The sequence below is a fragment of the Neoroseomonas soli genome, from assembly GCF_018129065.1.
Lineage (GTDB): Bacteria > Pseudomonadota > Alphaproteobacteria > Acetobacterales > Acetobacteraceae > Neoroseomonas > Neoroseomonas soli.
Window position 1 is genome coordinate 1 of record NZ_JAAEDM010000042.1, and the last position, 18,007, is coordinate 18,007.

General features: G+C 72.1%; 16 protein-coding genes. 9 read left to right on the forward strand and 7 right to left on the reverse strand.

Annotation, left to right across the window (positions count from 1 at the left end; all coding sequences use genetic code 11):
• The 6 genes from GXW76_RS15020 to GXW76_RS15045 all read right to left on the reverse strand — a co-directional run.
• Window positions 1-465: DUF4175 family protein (locus GXW76_RS15020; RefSeq protein ID WP_211862901.1), on the reverse strand; the 465-nt coding region annotated here is incomplete at its 3' end.
• 166 nt (window positions 466-631) lie between these two features.
• On the reverse strand, window positions 632-1,972 hold the full coding sequence (gene lysA / locus GXW76_RS15025) for a diaminopimelate decarboxylase (protein WP_211862902.1): 1,341 nt from the start codon (window positions 1,970-1,972) through the stop codon (window positions 632-634).
• Window positions 1,973-2,042: 70 nt separating this feature from the next.
• A complete protein-coding gene (locus GXW76_RS15030) occupies window positions 2,043-2,828 on the reverse strand; it encodes an ABC transporter permease (protein ID WP_211862903.1) in 786 nt (261 codons plus the stop codon).
• Window positions 2,828-4,021, reverse strand: coding sequence for an ABC transporter permease (locus GXW76_RS15035; protein WP_211862904.1), 1,194 nt, complete (start codon window positions 4,019-4,021; stop codon window positions 2,828-2,830). Before GXW76_RS15035 ends, GXW76_RS15030 begins: the two co-directional genes overlap by 1 nt.
• 160 nt (window positions 4,022-4,181) lie before the next feature.
• Window positions 4,182-5,228, reverse strand: coding sequence for an ABC transporter substrate-binding protein (locus tag GXW76_RS15040; RefSeq protein ID WP_211862905.1), 1,047 nt, complete (start codon window positions 5,226-5,228; stop codon window positions 4,182-4,184).
• Window positions 5,229-5,259: 31 nt separating this feature from the next.
• Window positions 5,260-6,363 carry an ABC transporter ATP-binding protein gene (locus GXW76_RS15045; protein WP_211862906.1) on the reverse strand — a complete coding sequence of 368 codons (1,104 nt, stop codon included), beginning with the start codon at window positions 6,361-6,363 and terminating at the stop codon, window positions 5,260-5,262.
• Between the two features lie 94 nt (window positions 6,364-6,457).
• On the opposite strand from GXW76_RS15045, the gene GXW76_RS15050 reads away from it, so the two are divergent.
• On the forward strand, window positions 6,458-7,477 hold the full coding sequence (locus GXW76_RS15050) for an enoyl-CoA hydratase/isomerase family protein (protein WP_211862907.1): 1,020 nt from the start codon (window positions 6,458-6,460) through the stop codon (window positions 7,475-7,477).
• A gap of 186 nt (window positions 7,478-7,663) precedes the next feature.
• On the opposite strand, the gene GXW76_RS15055 is transcribed toward GXW76_RS15050, so the two are convergent.
• On the reverse strand, window positions 7,664-7,888 hold the full coding sequence (locus GXW76_RS15055) for a hypothetical protein (protein ID WP_211862908.1): 225 nt from the start codon (window positions 7,886-7,888) through the stop codon (window positions 7,664-7,666).
• Between the two features lie 132 nt (window positions 7,889-8,020).
• On the opposite strand from GXW76_RS15055, the gene GXW76_RS15060 reads away from it, so the two are divergent.
• The 8 genes from GXW76_RS15060 (at window position 8,021) to GXW76_RS15095 (ending at window position 17,818) form a co-directional block, all read left to right on the forward strand.
• Window positions 8,021-8,770 carry an SDR family NAD(P)-dependent oxidoreductase gene (locus GXW76_RS15060; protein ID WP_211862909.1) on the forward strand — a complete coding sequence of 250 codons (750 nt, stop codon included), beginning with the start codon at window positions 8,021-8,023 and terminating at the stop codon, window positions 8,768-8,770.
• Window positions 8,771-8,833: 63 nt separating this feature from the next.
• Window positions 8,834-9,316, forward strand: coding sequence for a MarR family transcriptional regulator (locus GXW76_RS15065; protein ID WP_211862910.1), 483 nt, complete (start codon window positions 8,834-8,836; stop codon window positions 9,314-9,316).
• Window positions 9,297-10,442: an HlyD family secretion protein gene (locus tag GXW76_RS15070; protein WP_211862911.1), complete on the forward strand. Its 1,146-nt coding sequence runs from the start codon at window positions 9,297-9,299 to the stop codon at window positions 10,440-10,442. The genes GXW76_RS15065 and GXW76_RS15070 overlap by 20 nt, the downstream gene beginning before the upstream one ends.
• On the forward strand, window positions 10,435-12,015 hold the full coding sequence (locus tag GXW76_RS15075; protein ID WP_338150967.1) for a DHA2 family efflux MFS transporter permease subunit: 1,581 nt from the start codon (window positions 10,435-10,437) through the stop codon (window positions 12,013-12,015). Before GXW76_RS15070 ends, GXW76_RS15075 begins: the two co-directional genes overlap by 8 nt.
• Before the next feature lie 68 nt (window positions 12,016-12,083).
• Entirely contained in the window at window positions 12,084-13,391 is a 1,308-nt protein-coding gene (hisD, locus tag GXW76_RS15080) for a histidinol dehydrogenase (RefSeq protein WP_211862912.1), read from the forward strand.
• 47 nt (window positions 13,392-13,438) lie between these two features.
• A complete protein-coding gene (locus GXW76_RS15085) occupies window positions 13,439-14,224 on the forward strand; it encodes an SDR family NAD(P)-dependent oxidoreductase (RefSeq protein WP_338150968.1) in 786 nt (261 codons plus the stop codon).
• 79 nt (window positions 14,225-14,303) lie between these two features.
• Entirely contained in the window at window positions 14,304-16,442 is a 2,139-nt protein-coding gene (locus GXW76_RS15090) for a peptidase domain-containing ABC transporter (protein ID WP_211862913.1), read from the forward strand.
• Window positions 16,439-17,818, forward strand: coding sequence for an HlyD family type I secretion periplasmic adaptor subunit (locus GXW76_RS15095; protein ID WP_211862914.1), 1,380 nt, complete (start codon window positions 16,439-16,441; stop codon window positions 17,816-17,818). The genes GXW76_RS15090 and GXW76_RS15095 overlap by 4 nt, the downstream gene beginning before the upstream one ends.
• The last annotated feature ends 189 nt before the right edge of the window (window positions 17,819-18,007 follow it).

Sequence of the window (18,007 nt, forward strand, 5' to 3'; positions counted from 1 at the left end):
TCCGCCGCGCAGCGCCCGTGGGTCGCGCGCGGCGAGGCCGGGTCGCGGCGGGGCGACGCGCAGGGCGGAAAGGCGCTCCTCGGCCCGGCGGCGATGCGCCTGCCACAGCGCCAGCGCCACGGGGTCGTTGCCGGTGGGGCGGTCGCCGAGCGTGGCGATGGGTCGGTGCGGGAGGCCGGAGTCACGCTCCAACCGGCGCTCGGCGGCGGGCAGGGCGGGCAGGTGCAGGTGGCGCAGGGCGCGCTGGCCCGTCCGGGCGAGAGCGGCCGCGAAGCCGGCCAGCAATGCCAGGTGCAGCCAGGGCGGCAGCAGCAGCGGCAGGCCGGAGAGCGCGGCGACGACGAACAGCCCGATGACGCCGAGCGGCGGCCAGAGCGCCGGCCAGGCCGCTTCCCACCAAAGGGCGAGGCGCGCGAGCCGGGTGCGCCGCGCGAGGCGGGTCGCAAGCCGGTTCGGCGGCGTCATGTCGCGCCTCCGGCGCGGCGGGTCCGATTCAGACCTGCGGTGCACGGTGCCTGCGGCACCTGCGCCCTTCGGTCATCGGAGCCCGTTGCGCGGCGGGTCCGATTCAGACCTGCGGTGCACGGTGCCTGCGGCACCTGCGCCCTTCGGTCATCGGACCCGCGCCCGCTCATGTCGCCAGCCACTCCGGCAGGCGCTGCCCATGGAGCAGTTCGTCGTAGGTCTGGCGTTCACGCACCACGGCGTAGCGGGTGCCGTCCACCAGCACCTCGGCCGCCAGCGGCCGGGCGTTGTAGGTGGAGGACATCACCGCGCCATAGGCGCCGGCATCGAGGAAGGCGACCGCATCGCCGGGCGCGAGGTCCGGGAGCAGGCGGCCGCGGGCGAAGGTGTCGCCGGTCTCGCAGACCGGGCCGACCACCTCGGCCGGCGAGAGCGGCGCGGTGGCGCGGGCGGAGGAGAGCGGGACGATGCCGTGCCAGGCCTCGTACATCGCCGGGCGCACCAGGTCGTTCATCGCCGCGTCCACCACCACGAAGCGATGCGCCGCCCCCTGCTTCTGCAGCACGACGGAGGCGAGCAGCACGCCCGCCGGCCCGGCGATCCAGCGGCCCGGCTCCAGCATCACCGGCAGGCCGAGATCGCCCAGCGTCGCCTTGATCGCGCCGGCCAGCGCCTCCGGCGTCGGGGCGGGTTCGTCGCGGTAGGGGATGCCGAGGCCGCCGCCGCAATCGACGCGTTCCACCGGCAGGCCCTGGGCGCGCAGCGCCTTCACCATCTCCGCCAGTCGCGCATAGGCGGCGCGGTAGGCCGCCATGCCGGCGGTGATCTGGCTGCCGATATGCGTCGCGATGCCCATCGGCGCGATGCCGGGAAGCGAGGCCATGCGGGCGTAGATTGCCGGCGCGTCCTCGAAGGCGACGCCGAACTTGTTCTCGCTCCTGCCCGTGGTGATCTTGGCGTGGGTCTTGGCGTCCACGTCCGGGTTCACGCGGAGCGAGACGCGCGCGGTGCGGCCCATGGCCGAGGCGATGGCGGAGATCATCGCGATCTCCTCCGCGCTCTCGGCGTTGATCTGGAAGATGTCCTCGGCGAGGGCGTGGCGGATCTCGTCGGCCGTCTTGCCGACGCCGGAGAAGACGATGCCCGAGCCCGGGATGCCGGCGGCGCGGGCGATGCGCAGCTCGCCCTCGCTGACCACGTCGGCGCCGAGGCCCTCGGCCGCCAGCACCTTCAGCACCGAGAGGTTGTCGTTGCACTTCATGGCGAAGTGGACGGTGGCGTTCAGGCCGGCGGCGGACAGCGCGGATTTCAGCGCGCGGGCGCGGCGGCGCAGCGCACCGGCGGAATAGACCCAGGCGGGGGTGCCGACCTCTCTCGCGATGCGGGCGAGGGGCACCTCCTCCATCACCAGGCCGTCCATGGCATGGAGGGAGAGATGGGGACGAAGGGCGAGCAGCTCCGCGAAGGAGGGGTCTGCGGCGTCGGTCAGGGCAAGTGGGGCAGCCATATCCCCATTGTCGGGATGGGGGGGCCGCTTCGCAAGGCGCGTTACAGGACGGCGCCAGCCCCCGGCGCGGTCAGCCGCCGGCGCGGCGCCGGCCGCGCGCCTGCAGCCAGGTGACGGCGAGCAGCAGCAGCACGGAGAAGGCCACCAGCATCCCCGCCGCCGCCGCCGTGGTCAGGCTGATCTGGTCGTTGAGGCCGGAGAACATCTGCCGCGGCAGGGTCCGCTGTGCGGGACCCGAGATGAACAGCGCCACCACCACCTCGTCGAGCGAGGTCGCGAAGGCGAAGACCGCCCCGGCCGCCACGCCCGGCGCGATCTGCGGCAGGCAGACCCGGAAGAAGGCGCGCAATGGCCCTGCCCCGCAGGCGGCCGCGGCACGCAGCTGCACCGGGTCGAAACCCTCGAGCGAGGCGAGCACCGTCACCACCACGAAAGGCGCGCCGAGCGCGGCATGCGCGATCACCAGCCCCGCATGCGTCGCCACCAGCCCGATCGGCCCGAAGGCCAGCAGCAGCGCGACCGCCACCACGATGACCGGCACCACCATCGGCGCCAGCACGATGCCCATGGCCACGGAGCGCAGCGCACCGCCCGCCCGCCAGAGCCCGAAGGCGGCCGGGGTGCCCAGCGCCGTCGCCACCACCGCCGCCGCCGCCCCGATGCCGAGCGAGTTCCACAAGGCCGGCAGCCAGAAGTCGGAGGAGAAGAAGTCCTGGTACCAGCGCAGCGACAGCCCCGGCAGCGGGTAGAACAGGAACGACCCGGCCGAGAAGGACAGCGGCACGATCGCCACGATCGGCGCCAGCAGGAAGATCGCCACCAGCACGCCGGCGGCCCAGAGGATCGCGCGCCCCATCACGCCGCCCCCGGCCGGCGGAACCCGGCCAGCCTGCCATAGACCGCGACGCAGAGCCCCACCGCGACCAGCAGCACCAGCGAAAGCGCCGCCGCCAGCCCCCAGTTCACCGACCGCGTCGCGTAGAAGCCCACGAACCAGGCCAGCATCTGGTCGTTCGGCCCACCCAGCAGCGCCGGCGTCACGTAGAAGCCCAGCGCCTGGATGAAGACCAGCAGGCACCCCGCCCCGACCCCCGGCAGGCAGAGCGGCAGCGTCACCCGCAGGAAGGCCCGCCACGGCGCCGCGCCCAGCGAGGCCGCCGCCCGCGGCAGCCGCGGATCGAGCGCCCGGAAGGTCGCGACCAGCGGCAGCACCATGAAGGGCAGCAGGATGTGGACCATCGCCAGCACCACGGCGAAGCGGTTCAACATCAGCGGCAGCGGCGTCTCGATCAGCCCGGCGCCCTTCAGCGCGGCGTTCACCACGCCCTCCCGCTGCAGCAGCACCATCCAGGCCGCGGTGCGCACCACCAGCGAGATCCAGAACGGCAGCATCACCGCCCCGAGCAGCAGCGTCGAGGCCCGCCCCCCGGCTGTCGCGATCAGCCAGGCGAGCGGCCAGCCCAGGGCCAGGCAGACAGCCGTGACCAGCAGCGAGATCCACAGGCTGCGCAGCAGCACGGCGCGGAAGACGGCCTCGTCCGGCGGCGCGGCGCTGATGCCCCCGGCTGCATCCTGCCGCAGGTCCAGCGCCGTCAGCAGGTGGAAGGAGGAAAGCGGGCCACCGGCACGGCGGATGGCGCCCCAGGTCTCGACCTGACTCCATTCCTCGCTGATGGCGAGCAGCGCGTCGCGCGCGCTGCCCTCGAAGGGTGCCTCGGCGCGGCGGGCGGTGGCCGGCAGCAGGCCGCGGAAGCCGGGCCGGTCGGAATTGAGGCGCGCGGCCGCGCGGGGAATGAGGCCCGCGCCGGTCTCGCGGTCCCTCGCGCGGGCCTCGCGCAGGTCGGCGACGAGGGCGGCGAAGGTGTCCTCGCCCGGCACGGTGGTGCCGTCCCAGGTCGCGAGCGCCGCCACCGTGCGCGGCAGCACCGGGCCGACCTCGTGGTCCGAGGCGGCACGCCAGAGGAAGGCGCCGATCGGCGCGACGAAGGTGAGCAGCAGGAACAGGAGCAGCGGGGCGATGAGCAGTGCTGCGCCGGCGCGTCGCCTCATGGGCAGGCGGGGCGGAGAGGGGCGCCGCCCCTCTCCGGACCTCTCCCCGCCAAAGGCCGAAAGGCCTTTGGAACCCGCGACTCAAGGTAATGGTTCCCAAAGGCCTTTCGGCCTTTGGCGGGGTGGCCTGGAGGGGCAGCGCGCCTCCAGCCCTTCAAGGTCATCGCGACACCCAGGTATTGAACCGCTGGGTCAGCCGGTCGAGGTTGTCCAGCCAGAAGCGGTCGCTGATCTGCAGCGCGTTCGCCAGGTTCTGTGGCGCGGTCGGCAGGTTCGGCAGCAGTTCCGCCGGCAGCCGGTCGTTCGCGCCCTTCGCGGTGACGCCGTAGGGAATGCGCGGCGGCAGCCCGGCCTGGATCTCGGGCTGGCCGGCGAATTTCAGGAATTCGAGCGCGCGGGCCTTGTTCGGGCTGCCCTTCATGATCACCCAGGAATCCAGGGTGTAGAGGTTGTTCGCCCAGACGATCGCGAAGTTGCGCCCGTCCGTCGCATTCGCCGCCGAGATGCGGCCGTTGTAGGCGTTGGTCAGGGCGACCTCGCCGGCGGCCAGCCATTGCGGTGGCTGGGCGCCGCGCTCCCACCAGGCGAGGTCGCCCTTGACGGTTTCGAGCCTTCGGAAGGCGCGGTCCACGCCCGCCGCGGTGCCGAGCACCGCATAGACCTGGTCCGGCGCCACGCCGTCGGCCATCAGCGCGATCTCGAGCGTGGTCTTCGGCCCCTTGCGCAGCCCGCGCTTGCCGGGGAAGCGGGCGGTGTCGAAGAATTCCGTCCAGTTCGCCGGCCCCTGCGCCATGCGTGCGCGATCATAGGCGATGACGAACGAGTACAGGATCGCGCCGACGCCGTGCTCGTTGTAGGCCTGCGGGATGTAGGCATCGCGCCCGCCGATCGCGGCCCAGTCCATCGGCTCGAACAGGCCCTCGTCGGCGCCGATGAGGAGTTCCTCGCTCTCGACCTGCACCACGTCCCAGGTGTTGGCGCCCGAGGCGAGGCGGGAGCGCAGGACGCCGATGCCGCCGTCCCAGGTCTCCTCGAGCAGGCGGGAGCGGGTCTGCTGCTGGAAGGGGCGGAAGAAGACCTCCCGCTGCGCGTCCTGGTATGCGCCGCCCCAGGAAACGACGGTCAGGTCGCGGCCCTGGGCCTGCGCGGCAGCGGGAAGGGCTGCGGCGGCGGCCACCGCACCCTTCAGGACATCGCGTCGGAACATCGTGGACTCTCCCTCTCTGGCGGGCGGAACCCTAGACCCGCGCCGGGGGTGGGCGGAAGGCGAAGGCGGCGCCTCCGGGCCAGGCGATGGCCGCCGGGCCGCCGGGTTCCGGCAAGGTGCCCACGCCGGCCGGACGCTTCGCCAGGATTTCCCCGCCATCGCCGACCGACAGCCGCAGGCGGACGTGGTCGCCGAGGAAGATCGCTTCCTGCAGGATCGCGGGCAGCGCGCCCTCCCCGAGGTCGGAGGCCGTCACGCCCGACACCGCGACGCGCTCCGGCCGGATCGCGACCAGGCAGGATTCCCCGCGCGCGCCGCAATCCACCGCCTGGGCCGTCACCACCGGGCCGCAGGCGAGGCGGATGGTGCAGTCCTCGCTGTCGCGCGCCTCGATGGTCCCGGGGAGCAGGTTGTTCTCGCCCACGAAGCCGGCGACGAAGGCATCCGCCGGGCGGTCGTAGAGCCGGCGCGGATCGGCGCATTGCCGGATGCGTCCGCCTTCGAAGACGGCGATGCGGTCGGAGAGGGTCAGCGCCTCCGCCTGGTCATGCGTCACGTACATCATCGTGATGCCGAGGCGCTGGTGCAGGTGGCGGATCTCCAGCTGCATCTCCTCCCGCAGCGCCTTGTCCAGGGCGCCGAGCGGTTCGTCGAGCAGCACGATGGGGGGTTCGAAGACCATGGCGCGGGCCAGCGCGACGCGCTGCTGCTGCCCGCCCGAGAGCTGCTGCGGCCGGCGGTCCGCGAAGCCTTCCAGCCGCACCATGGCGAGCGCCTTGCGCACGCGCTCCTCCCGCTCGGCGCGGGGGATGCCGCGGACGGACAGGGGGAAGGCCACGTTCTCCGCCACGCTCATGTGCGGGAACAGGGCATAGGACTGGAACACCACGCCGATGCCGCGCTTGTGCGGCGCTGTATGGGCGATGTCCCGCCCTTCGAGCAGGATGCGCCCTTGGGTCGGCATCTCGAAGCCGGCCAGCATCATCAGCGTGGTGGTCTTGCCCGAGCCGGAGGGGCCGAGCAGCGTCAGCAACTCCCCCCTGGCGATGTCGAGGTCAAGCGACTGCACGGCGGCGGGCCCGCCCGCGCCGTAGGTCTTCCGCACGCCCTCGAAACGCACCAGCGGGTCGGCCATGGCGCTGCATCCGGCGCCGGACCGTTCTTGTCAACGGCTTGTCGCGCCGCCCCTCCATCGGTAACGCGGCGGCACGAGGAAGGAACATCCGGACATGAGCGACACCGCCGAACCCACCCTGATCGCCCGCCGCGAGGGCATCGCCGGCACCCTGCTGATGAACCGCCCCAAGGCGCTGAACGCGCTGGACCAGGCGATGATCCGCGCCTTCAACGCCACCATCACCGAGTGGAAGGACGACGCCTCGGTGAAGCTGGTGGTGCTGGAAGGCGCCGGCGGCCGCGCCTTCTGCGCCGGCGGGGACGTGCGCGCCATGCGCGAGGCCTCGATCGCCGGGGACCGCGCGACGGTCGAGGCCTTCTTCTCCGAGGAATACGTCGTCAACGCCGGCATCGCCGCCTTCCCCAAGCCTTGGGTCAGCCTCATCGACGGCGTCTGCATGGGCGGCGGCATCGGCGTCGCGGTCCATAACGGCCCGGTGGTGGTGACGGAGCACGCGCTGGTCGCCATGCCGGAAACCGCCATCGCGCTGTTCCCGGATGTCGGCACCTCCTACGTCCTGCCGCGGCTGCCGGGGGCGATCGGCACCTGGCTGGCGCTGACCGGGGCGCGGCTGACGGGGGCGGATTCCGTCCATGCCGGCCTCGCCACGCATTTCGTGCCGCGCGAATCCCTGCCCGCCCTGCGCGCCGCGCTGGTGAGCGAGGGCGCCGACGCCGTCGCCCGCTTCGCGCAAACCCCGCCCGAGGCATCCTTCGCCCCGCACCGCGCGACGATCGACCGCTGCTTCGGCAAGGACAGCGTGGCGGACATCCTGGCGGCGCTGGATGCCGAGGGCACCGAATGGGCCGCCGCGCAGGCCAAGACCCTGCGGCGGATGTCGCCGACGTCGCTCTGCGTCTCGCTGGAACTGCTGCGGCGCGGGGCGAAGGAGGATCTCGCCGGCTGCCTCGCCATCGAACTCGGCCTGACCCGCATCGTGGTCAACGAGCACCCGGATTTCGTCGAGGGCGTGCGCTCGGTGCTGGTGGACAAGGACGGCGCGCCGAAATGGCAGCCGGCGCGGATCGAGGATATCGATCCGGCGGCGATCGCCCGGATGTTCGGCGGCTGAGCCAGGTCTCGGTCGGGCAAACCCGCCCGACCGGGCAAAGGCGCCGGAAGGCCGGGGCCGAGGCGGTTCTCGTGTCCTGTCCGCGACGTTCGCTGGAATTCCGGCGAGCGGAGCGGACAAGCAGGCCACTGAACACAAGGGCCAGTGGCCTGCGAACGATATCCGAAGGACTTCGGAGCCGGGAGGTCAGTCCTCGACCTCGTCCTCATCCTCGACCATCGCCGCCTCCAACTGCTCCGTCGTGATCAGCAGGATGCGGCGGGCGTCGAGGATCTGCGGCGCCTGGTGGCGCAGCGTTTCCCAACGCTCCTCCACCGCGTCGAGCGCGGCGTCGAGGTCGGGGAATTCCTCCGTCTCGGGGGCGGCGCCGGAAGCGCGCCAGCGGAGATGGACGGGGCCGGGATTGGTCATGGCGTGGGCCGGTCTCGCAGGTCTGGGATTGCCGATGGATAGGCGGGAAGCGCCCGGCTTGGCCAGGGGGCGGCGCCTCGCCAGCCGCGCGGGGGCGCGGTAGGGATCGACCACATTGCAAAGGGGAAACGCATGACAAGGCAAGGCAGGACGGCGCTGGTGACCGGCGCGGGGCGCAACATCGGCCGCGCGGTGGCGCTCGGCCTCGCGCAGGACGGCTTCGACGTGGTGGTCAATGGATCCTCCGACCGCGCCGCCGCGGAGGCGGTGGCGGAAGCCGCGCGCGGCCTCGGCGTGCAGGCCATGGTCGCCATGGGGGATGTCGGCCGGCCGGAGGAATGCGCGCGCATCGCGCAGGAGGCGATCGGCCGCTTCGGCGCCGTGGACGTGCTGGTGAACAACGCCGCGCTGCGCCCGGCCAAGCCGTTCCTGGAGATGACCGAGGAGGAATGGCGCCAGGTCATGTCGGTGGACCTCGACGCCGCGGTCTGGCTGGCGCGCGCGTGCCTGCCGGGCATGGTCGGGCGCGGCTGGGGTCGCATCGTCAACTTCACCGGCATGAACGCCATCCACGGCTATGCCGGCCGCGCGCCGGTCAGCGTGGCGAAGCACGGCGTCTGGGGGCTGACCAAGGCGCTGGCCAAGGAATTCGGCCCCAAGGGCATCACGGTCAACGCCATCTCCCCCGGCCCCATCGCCGCGGACGAGGAAGATGCGGACGCGGCGGCGGCGAAGTACCGCCAGGCCATCGTCCAGCGCGTGCCGGTCGGCCGCCAGGGCACGCCGGAGGAAGTGGCGACGGTGGCCCGCATGCTCGTCTCGCCCGGCGGGGCCTATGTGAACGGGCAGATGCTGCAGGTGAACGGCGGCGCGGAGACCTGACCGCCCGAGTGGTTGGGCGGCTATCGATTTGCAGCCTAACCGTTCTGGGCCTAGCGTGAGGTCATGCCTGACGGCAGCAGCCTCGCCGAGACGCGCTGGCAACTTGGCGTCGCGATCGCGCAGATCGCCCGCCGCTGGCGCGCCCGCCTGGACCAGCGCATCGCCCCCTTCGGCCTGACCGAGGCGCGCTGGCTGGTCCTGCTTTCCCTTGCGCGCCGCGGGGACGGCATCACGCAGAAGGACCTCGCCGCCCGGCTGCGGATCGAGGCGCCGACCCTGGTCCGCACGCTCGACTGGCTGGAAGCCCAGGGCTTCGTCGAGCGCCGCGCCGCGCCGCGCGACCGCCGCGCCAAGACCATCCACCTGACCGAGGCCGCCCGCCCGCTGGTCCGGCGCATCGAGGCCGAGGCCGCCGCGGTGCGCGGCGAGATCCTCGCCGGCATCGCGGAGGAGGAACTCGCCCTCTGCCTCGGCGTGCTGCACCGGGTCGCGGAAGGGCTGGCGCGGATGGAGGAGGACCCCGCCGATGGACATCGGCCCGGGTAGCGGCGCGCAGGCTACGATCTCCACCGCGCCGCGGCGGGCCGCGGCGCGCCGGCGTCTGCGCATCGCCGCCGCGATCACCGCCGGGCTGAGCCTGCTGGCCGCCGCCTCCGGCTGGGCCTGGCGGCAATTCACCACCGTCTTCGTGGACGACGCCCGCATCGCCGCCGACATGGTGACGCTGTCCAGCCGCCTGCCCGGCTGGATCACCGAACTGAACGTCATCGCCGGCGACACGCCGGGCGCGGGCCAGGTGCTGCTGCGCATCGACAGCCGGGAAGCCGAACTGACCCTGCGCGAGATCGAGGCGCGGCTCGCCGGCCTCTCTGCCCGGCGGGCGGAACTGGAAGCGCGCCTGTCCATGGTGGACCGCCAGACCGGCAGCCAGGAGGACGCCCAGCGCGCCCGGCTCGAAGCCGCCCGGGCGCAACTCCCGGCCGCCGAGGCCGAGCGCATCTTCGCCGAGGGCGAATTCGCCCGCGCCGTGCAGTTGCTCGGCACCGGCAGCGGCACGCGGCAGCGCCACGAGCAGACGCGCGCGCAACTGGAAACCGCGACGCAGCGCGTGCTCGCCGTCGCCGCGGAGATCCGCAACGTGGAAGCGCAGCTCGCCAATGCCGGCGCGGCGCGGGAGGAGTTGACGGTGCTGCGCCGGCAACTCGACGCCATCGAGCCGGTGCAGCGCGAGCTCGCCGCGCAGCGCGACCGCGTGGCGCTGGACATCCGGGACCGCACCTTGCTGATGCCCTTCGACGGCGTGGTGGACCGCGTCTTCGTCGATGCCGGGGAATACGTGACGCCGGGCCAGCGCCTGATGATGGTGCACGACCCCGCGCGCGTGCGCATCGAGGCCAACGTCAAGGAAACCGAGATCCGCTACTTCCGCCCCGGCACCCCGGTGCGGCTGCGCGTCGATGCCTATCCCGGCCGGCGCTTCGACGGATCGGTGGAGCGCGTGGGCGCTGCCGCCACCAGCGAATTCGCCCTGCTGCCGAGCCCCAACCCGTCCGGCAACTTCACCAAGATCACCCAGCGCCTGCCGGTCCGCATCGCGCTGCCGGCCGGCACGGCGGACGGGCTGCTGCGGCCGGGGATGATGGTGGAAGTGGAGGCGCTGGCGCGTGAGTGAGGCAGCCCTCGGCCCCGCGGGCGGCTGGGCGGGGCCGACGCTGGCGGAACTCGCGGAACGCTGGGGCGCGCCCTATCGCTGGCTGGTGACGCTGGCGGCGATGATCGGGACCATCGCGACCATCCTGTCCGCCACCATCGTCAATGTCGCGCTGCCGCAGGTGATGGGCGCCTTCGGCATCGGGCAGGACCATGCGCAACTCATCTCCACCGCCTTCCTCGCGGCGGTGACGGGGACGATGCTGCTGAACGGCTGGCTGGTGGATACTTTCGGCTGCCGGCTGACCTATGCCGCGGCCATCCTGATGTTCGTGGTGGGGTCCGTGATCTCCGGCTCGGCGCCGAACGAGGGCGTGCTGATCGCCGGCCGTGTGCTGCAGGGGGCGGCGGCGGGGATGGTGCAGCCGCTCGGCATGCAGATCATCTTCCAGGTGTTTCCGGCGGAGAAGCGCGGGTCGGCCATGGGGCTCTTCGCGGTGGGCGTGGTGCTGGCGCCGGCGCTGGGGCCGACGCTCGGCGGCGTGATCGTGGACGGCTTCGGCTGGCGCGCGGTGTTCTTCATGGGGGTGCCCTTCGCGCTGCTCGGCCTGGCGCTCGGGCTGGTCTTCATGCCGGGGCCGGCGCGGGACGGGGTGCGAAGACGCTTCGACGGGCCGGGCTTCGCGCTGCTGGTGACGGCGCTGCTCGCGCTGCTGACGGGGCTCGCGAGCGGCCAGCGGGAGGGCTGGGAGTCAGACCGCGTGGTGATGGAACTCGGTCTCGCGGCGGTCGCGGGGGTGGGCTTCGTCCTGTGGGAACTGCGGACCGATGCGCCGATGCTCAACCCGCGGCTCTTTGCCGTGCGGGGGTTCGCCTGCTCGGCGGCCGTGGGGCTGGTCTATGGCGCGGGGCTGTTCGGATCGACCTACCTGATCCCGTTGTTCGTGCAGACCATCCAGGGGTTCTCGCCGACGCGGGCGGGGCTGCTGCTGATGCCGGCGGGGCTCGCCATGGTGGTGGTCTTCCCGATCGCCGGGCGGCTGGCGGACAGGTTCACGCCGCCGGCGCCGATCACGGCCGGGCTGCTGCTGTTCGGCGTGTCGATGTGGCTGATGTCGGGCGTGGGAACCGACACGCCCTTCTGGACCTTCGCCATCTGGATCCTGATAGGGCGCGTCGGCTTCGGGCTGGCGATGCCGAGCATGAACGCGGGCGGGCTGCGCGCCCTGCCGGCCAAATGGGTCGGGCAGGGATCCGGCGCGATCAACTTCGCGCGGCAGTTCGGCGGCGCGATGGGGGTGAACCTGCTGTCGATCCACCTTGAACGGCGAACGCAGTTCCACGGGCAGGCGCTGACGGCGACGCAGGAAGGCGGTGCGGCGACGCGCGAATTGCTGCGCGAGGTGGAAAGGCTGCTCGCCGGCAACGGCATCGACGAGGTGACGCGCCAGGCGATGGCGCAGGATTACCTGGGGCAGATGATCTTCTCCCAGGCGAGCATGCTGGCCTTTCGCGACACCTTCCTGCTGGTCGTCATCACCTGCCTGGCGGCGCTGGTGCCCGTTGCGATCATGCGCTGGGGTGGCGCGAAGTAGCCGGGCTTGCCGGGGCCGCGCCTGCGCCCGCAGAGTGCGCCCGGCAATACACCCGGAGGAAACCGGTCATGGCACGGTGGCTGAAGCGCTCGATCGGCGCATCGGACAAGGCGGCGGCGCAGGCCGAGGTGCGCGCGACGGTCGAGACGCTGCTCGAGGACATCGCGGCACGCGGCGATGCCGCGGTGCGGGAGATGTCCCGCCGCTTCGACAAATGGGATCGCGAGGATTTCCGCCTGACGGATGCTGAGATCCGCGCCTGCCTGTCCGAACTGCCCGCCCGCGCGCTGGACGACATCCGCTTCGCGCAGGAACAGGTGCGCAACTTCGCGCAGCATCAGCGGGAATCGATGCGCGACATCGAGGTCGAGACGCTGCCGGGCGTTGTCCTGGGTCACAAGAACATCCCGGTGAATTCCGTCGGCTGCTACGTGCCGGGGGGCAAGTATCCGCTGCTGGCTTCCGCGCATATGTCGGTGGTGACGGCGAAGGTGGCGGGCGTGCCGCGCATCGCCACCTGCGCGCCGCCCTACAACGGACGCCCGGCGCCGGCGATCGTCGCCGCGCAGCATCTCGCGGGGGCGGATGAGATCCATTGCCTCGGCGGCGTGCAGGCGGTGGGCGCGATGGCGCTCGGCACCGAGAGCATCAAGCCCGTGGACATGCTGGTCGGCCCCGGCAATGCCTTCGTCGCGGAAGCGAAGCGGCAATTGTTCGGCCGCGTCGGCATCGACCTGTTCGCCGGACCGACCGAGACGCTCGTCATCGCCGACGAGACGGTGGACGGCGAGATCTGCGCCACCGACCTGCTCGGCCAGGCGGAACACGGGCCGACCAGCCCCGCCATCCTGCTGACGGATTCCGAGAAGCTCGCGCGCGACACCATGGCCGAGATCGAGCGCCTGCTCGGCGTGCTGCCGACGGCCGAGATCGCGCGCAAGGCCTGGGCCGACTACGGCGAGGTCATCGTCTGCGACGACAAGGCCGAGATGCTGCGCGAGGCCGATCGCATCGCCTCCGAGCATGTGCAGGTGATGACCTCGGACGATGATTTCTTCCTGAAGAACATGACGAACTACGGGGCGCTGTTCCTGGGGCCGCGCACCAATGTCTCCTATGGCGACAAGGTGATCGGCACCAACCACACGCTGCCGACGCTGGGTGCGGCGCGCTACACGGGCGGGCTGTGGGTAGGCAAGTTCCTCAAGACCGTCACCTACCAGCGCGTGCTGACGGACGAGGCGAGCGCCATGGTCGGCGCCTATTGCTCGCGCCTCTGCATGCTGGAGGGCTTCGTCGGCCATGCCGAGCAGGCGAATATCCGCCTGCGGCGCTATGGCGGGCGCAATGTTCCCTACGGACAGGCGGCGGAGTGATGGCGCCGGATCGCCGGAGGGCGGAGGCGGAGCCGAGCACCGGAGGCGTGAATCCGCCGCCCCCGCACATGCACCTGCCCCGCACGCCATCCTTCCGGCTCGACGGGCGCCGCGCGCTGGTGACCGGCGCGGGGCGCGGCATCGGGCTGGCCGCTGCGGCGGCACTGGCGCAGGCCGGTGCCGAGGTGGTGCTCGCCGCGCGCAGCGCAGGCGAGATCGAGCAGGCCGCCGCCGCCATCTGCACGGAGGGCGGCAAGGCTTCCGCGCTGCCCCTGGATGTGAACGACGTCGATGCGGCGATGCGCGCCATCGGAGATGCCGGGCCGTTCCACGCGCTGGTGAACAATGCCGGCACCAATCGGCCCGCGGCGTTCCAGGATGTGACGGTCGCGGATTACGACGCGATCATGGCGCTGAACGTCCGCGCCGCCTTCTTCGCCGCGCAGGCCGCGGCGCGCGGGATGATCGCGGCCGGCATTCCCGGCGCCATCGTGCATGTCTCCTCGCAGATGGGCCATGTCGGCGGGGCGCGGCGCAGCGTCTACTGCGCCTCGAAATGGGCGATGGAAGGCATGGCGCGCGCCATGGCGATCGACCTCGCGCCACATGGCATCCGCGTGAACACGCTCTGCCCCACCTTCATCGAGACGCCGCTGACGAAGCCCTTCTTCGAGGACGAAGCCTTCAAGGCGAGCGTGCTGCAGAAGATCAAGCTCGGCCGGCTGGGACAGGTCGAGGACCTGATGGGGGCGATCGTCTTCCTCTGTTCCGACGCCGCTTCGCTGATGACCGGGTCCTCGGTGGTGGTGGACGGGGGCTGGACGGCGGAGTGACCTTCGGCCGGGCCGCGCCGGCTTAACCGCCTCGCAAGGGTGCTTCGCTAATGTCCGGCCTGGATCGGGGCCGGACAGGATGTTGGCGCCAGAACTCACAGCCCTGCGGTGCCTCTTCCTCGTCGCCATGCACCACGGGATGCACATGGCGCCCGAGGAACTGCCCCCCGCCCAGGGGCCGGACATGCTGCCGGCCGTGCTCGGCGCCATGCGGCGGCTGGGGCTGAAGGCGCGCGCGCTTAACCGCTGCGGGTGGGATAAGGCGGCGCAGCTCGGCACCGCCTATCCCGCGCTGGCCGTGCGGCGGGACGGGTCCTGGGTGGTCCTGGTGCATGTCGTGCCCGGGCCGGATGGCGCGCCCATGGCCGCGGTGCTGGACCCGGCGCAGGAAGCGGCGGGCGTGCAGCTTGTACAGCAGGCCGATTTCGTTTCGGCCTGGTCGGGCACGCTGGTGCTGTGCCGGCGCGCGACACCGGCGGCCGGGGATGACCGCCCCTTCGGCCTGTCCTGGTTCCTGCCCGAGATCGCCCGCCATCGCCGCTTCTTCGCCGGCGTCGCGGTGGCGGCGGTGCTGTCCAACCTGATCGGCTTCACCATACCGCTGCTGTTCCAGGTGCTGATCGATAAGGTGATGGCGCACCAGGCCTGGCAGACCCTGACGGTGGTCGTGCTGGTCTTCGTGCTGCTCGCGGTCTTCGACGGCTTCTTCTCCTATGCCCGGCAGCGGCTGATGCTGCTGGCGTCGAACAAGGTGGATGCGAGGTTGGGGGCGCGGACCTTCGGGCATCTGCTGTCCCTGCCGCTCTCCTTCTTCGAGAGCCATGCCGCCGGCGTGCTGGTCCGCCACATGCAGCAGACGGAGAAGCTGCGGCACTTCCTGACCGGGCGGCTGTTCCAGACGCTGCTCGATGCCGCGCTGCTGCCGGTGCTGCTGGCATTGCTGGCCATCTACAGTGGCGTGCTGACGCTGGTGGTGCTCGGATTTTCGGCGGCGATCGCGCTGGTGATCGGGGCCATGGTGCCGGCCTTCCGGCGGCGGTTGAACGTGCTCTATGCGGCGGAAGGCGCGCGCCAGGCGCATCTGGTCGAGACGCTGCACAACATGCGCGCGGTGAAGTCCCTGGTGCTGGAGCCCGCGCGCCGCCGCGCCTGGGACGGGCAGGTGGCAACCGCCGTGCGGGCGCATGCCGAGGTCGGCCGGATCTCGGCCGTGGGCAGCGTGGCGACATCCGTGCTGGAACGGCTGATGCAGATCGCCGTGCTCGGCATCGGCGCCACGCTGGTCTTCGACGGGTCCCTGACCATCGGCGCGCTGGTCGCCTTCACCATGCTGTCGGGCCGTGTCACCGGGCCGCTAGTGCAGATCGTCACGCTCATCAACGAATACCAGGAAGCGGCGCTGTCGGTCCGCATGCTCGGCACGGTGATGAACGCGCGGGCCGAGGCGCCGGCGCGCCAGCGCCTTGCGCGCCCGCCGGTGACCGGCGCGCTGCGCTTCGAGGACGTGACCTTCCGCTACCCCGGCGCCGCGATGCCCGCGCTCGACGGCGTCTCCTTCAGCGCGGAGGAAGGCCAGGTGATCGGAGTGGTCGGGCGGTCGGGGTCGGGCAAGACCACGGTCACGCGGCTGATCCAGGGCATCCACGCGCCGCAATCGGGACTGATCCGCTTCGGGGATGCCGACATCCGCACCATCGACCTCGAGCATCTGCGCCGCCATGTCGGCGTGGTGCTGCAGGAAAACCTGCTGTTTCGCGGCACGCTGCGCGACAATATCGCCGCGGCGCGGCCCGATGCGTCGATCGCCGAGGTGCTGGAAGCCGCCCGCCTTGCCGGCGCGCAGGAATTCATCGAGCGCCTGCCGATGGCCTACGACACCATGGTCGAGGAAGGGGCGAGCAACTTCTCCGGCGGCCAGCGCCAGCGCATCGCCATCGCCCGCGCCCTGCTGACCCGCCCGCCGCTGCTGATCCTGGACGAGGCGACCAGCGCGCTCGACCCCGACAGCGAGGCGATAATCCAGGCCAACCTGAATGAGATCGCCCGGGGTCGGACCATGATCATCGTCTCGCACCGCCTGTCCTCGCTCGCGAAGGCGGATGCGATCCTGGTGCTGGAACAGGGGCGGGCCGTGGATTTCGCCCCGCACGAGACCCTGCTCGGCCGCTGCGAGGTGTACCGGCACCTGTGGCACCAGCAGACCCGGCACCTGCGATGAGCCGGCACCGGAACCTCGCGCGCCGCCGGTGGCGCCCGCCGGCCGCGCGGCTGGCGCCGGAGGCGGTGGCCTTCCAGGACCCGCTGGAGGCGCTGATCGCCGAGCCGCCCCCGCCCTTCCTGCGCGGGCTGCACTGGGTGGTGGCGGCGCTCTTCGTCGCGCTGATCGCGATGGCCGCCTTCGCGCAGGTGGACGTGGTGGTGACGGGGGCCGGGCGGCTTGCGCCCGATGCGCCGCCCATCGTGCTGCAACCCATGGAGCGCGCGGTGATCCGCGAGATCCGCGTCCGCCCCGGCGAGGCCGTGCGCCGCGGGGATGTGCTGGCGGTGCTCGACCCGTCCTTCGCCGAGGCCGACCGGGCCGCGCTGTCGGCGCAGCGGCAGGCGCTCGCGGCGCTGCTGATGCGGCTGGAGGCGGAACTCGCCGGTCAGCCGGCACCGACCGGAGAGGACCGCGACACCCTGCTGCAGGCCGTGCTGCACGCCCAGCGCCAGGCCTTCCTCGCCGCGCGCCTGCGTGCCCTGGACGAGGAGATGCGCGCCCAGGAAGCCGCCATCCGCACGCTGGAGGATGCCGAGGCCGCGACAGAGGAACAGATCGCCATCGCCCGCGATGTGGAGGCGCTTCGCGCCCACCTGCTGGAGGGCCAGATCGGATCCCGCCTGCACTGGCTGGAAGCGCGCGCACGGCGCATAGCGACCGAACAGCAGCGCGGCCAGGACCGTGGCCGCCTGCGGGAACTGCGCCACGCGCTGGAACAGAAGCGCGCGGAACGGCAGGGCTTCCTCGACGACTGGCGCCGCCAGGTGATCGAGGAGGTCGCACGCGTGCGCGGGGAAGTCTCGCGGGTCGAGGAATCCCTCGCCAAGGCGACGCGGCTGGCCGAACTCACGCTGGTGACGGCGCCGGAGGACGGCACGGTTCTGGACGTCGCGCGCCGCTCGGCCGGGTCCGTGCTGCGGGAGGCCGAGCCCCTGGTCAGCCTGGTGCCGGCCGGCGCGCCGCTGATCGCCGAGGTGGTGCTGCGCTCGGCCGATATCGGTCAGGTGCGCGCGGGCGATCCGGCGGTGGTGAAGGTGGATGCCTTTCCCTTCCAGCGTCACGGCACGCTTCCAGGCTGGCTGCGCGCGGTGGCGCAGGAATCCCAGGCCGCACGGCCGGGCGCGGAAGGCGAGCCGGGCCAGGCCGCCGGCGGCCCGCTGCATCGTGCCCAGGTGGTGCTGGACGGGCCGGGCCTGCACGCCCTGCCAGAAGGCGCGCGCCCGATCGCGGGCATGAGCGTGACGGCGGAGATCCGGGTCGGCTCCCGCAGCCTGCTCTCTTACTTCCTCTACCCGCTCATCCGGGGCGTGCAGGAAAGCCTGCGCGAACCCTGACCGCCCCCGGCAACATTGCCGGGCATATCCGCATGTGGGGCCGGTGGAGCGGCAGCGGCCTTCGACCACGACACAGCGATCGCCGCCGCGAGCAATGAGCCGACACCCCGCGCGATTCTTGGTCGCGGGTTTACCGTTGGGAAAGTGGGACGGCTCCAAGGTCCGTCACGGCACCGTGCCGACAGGACG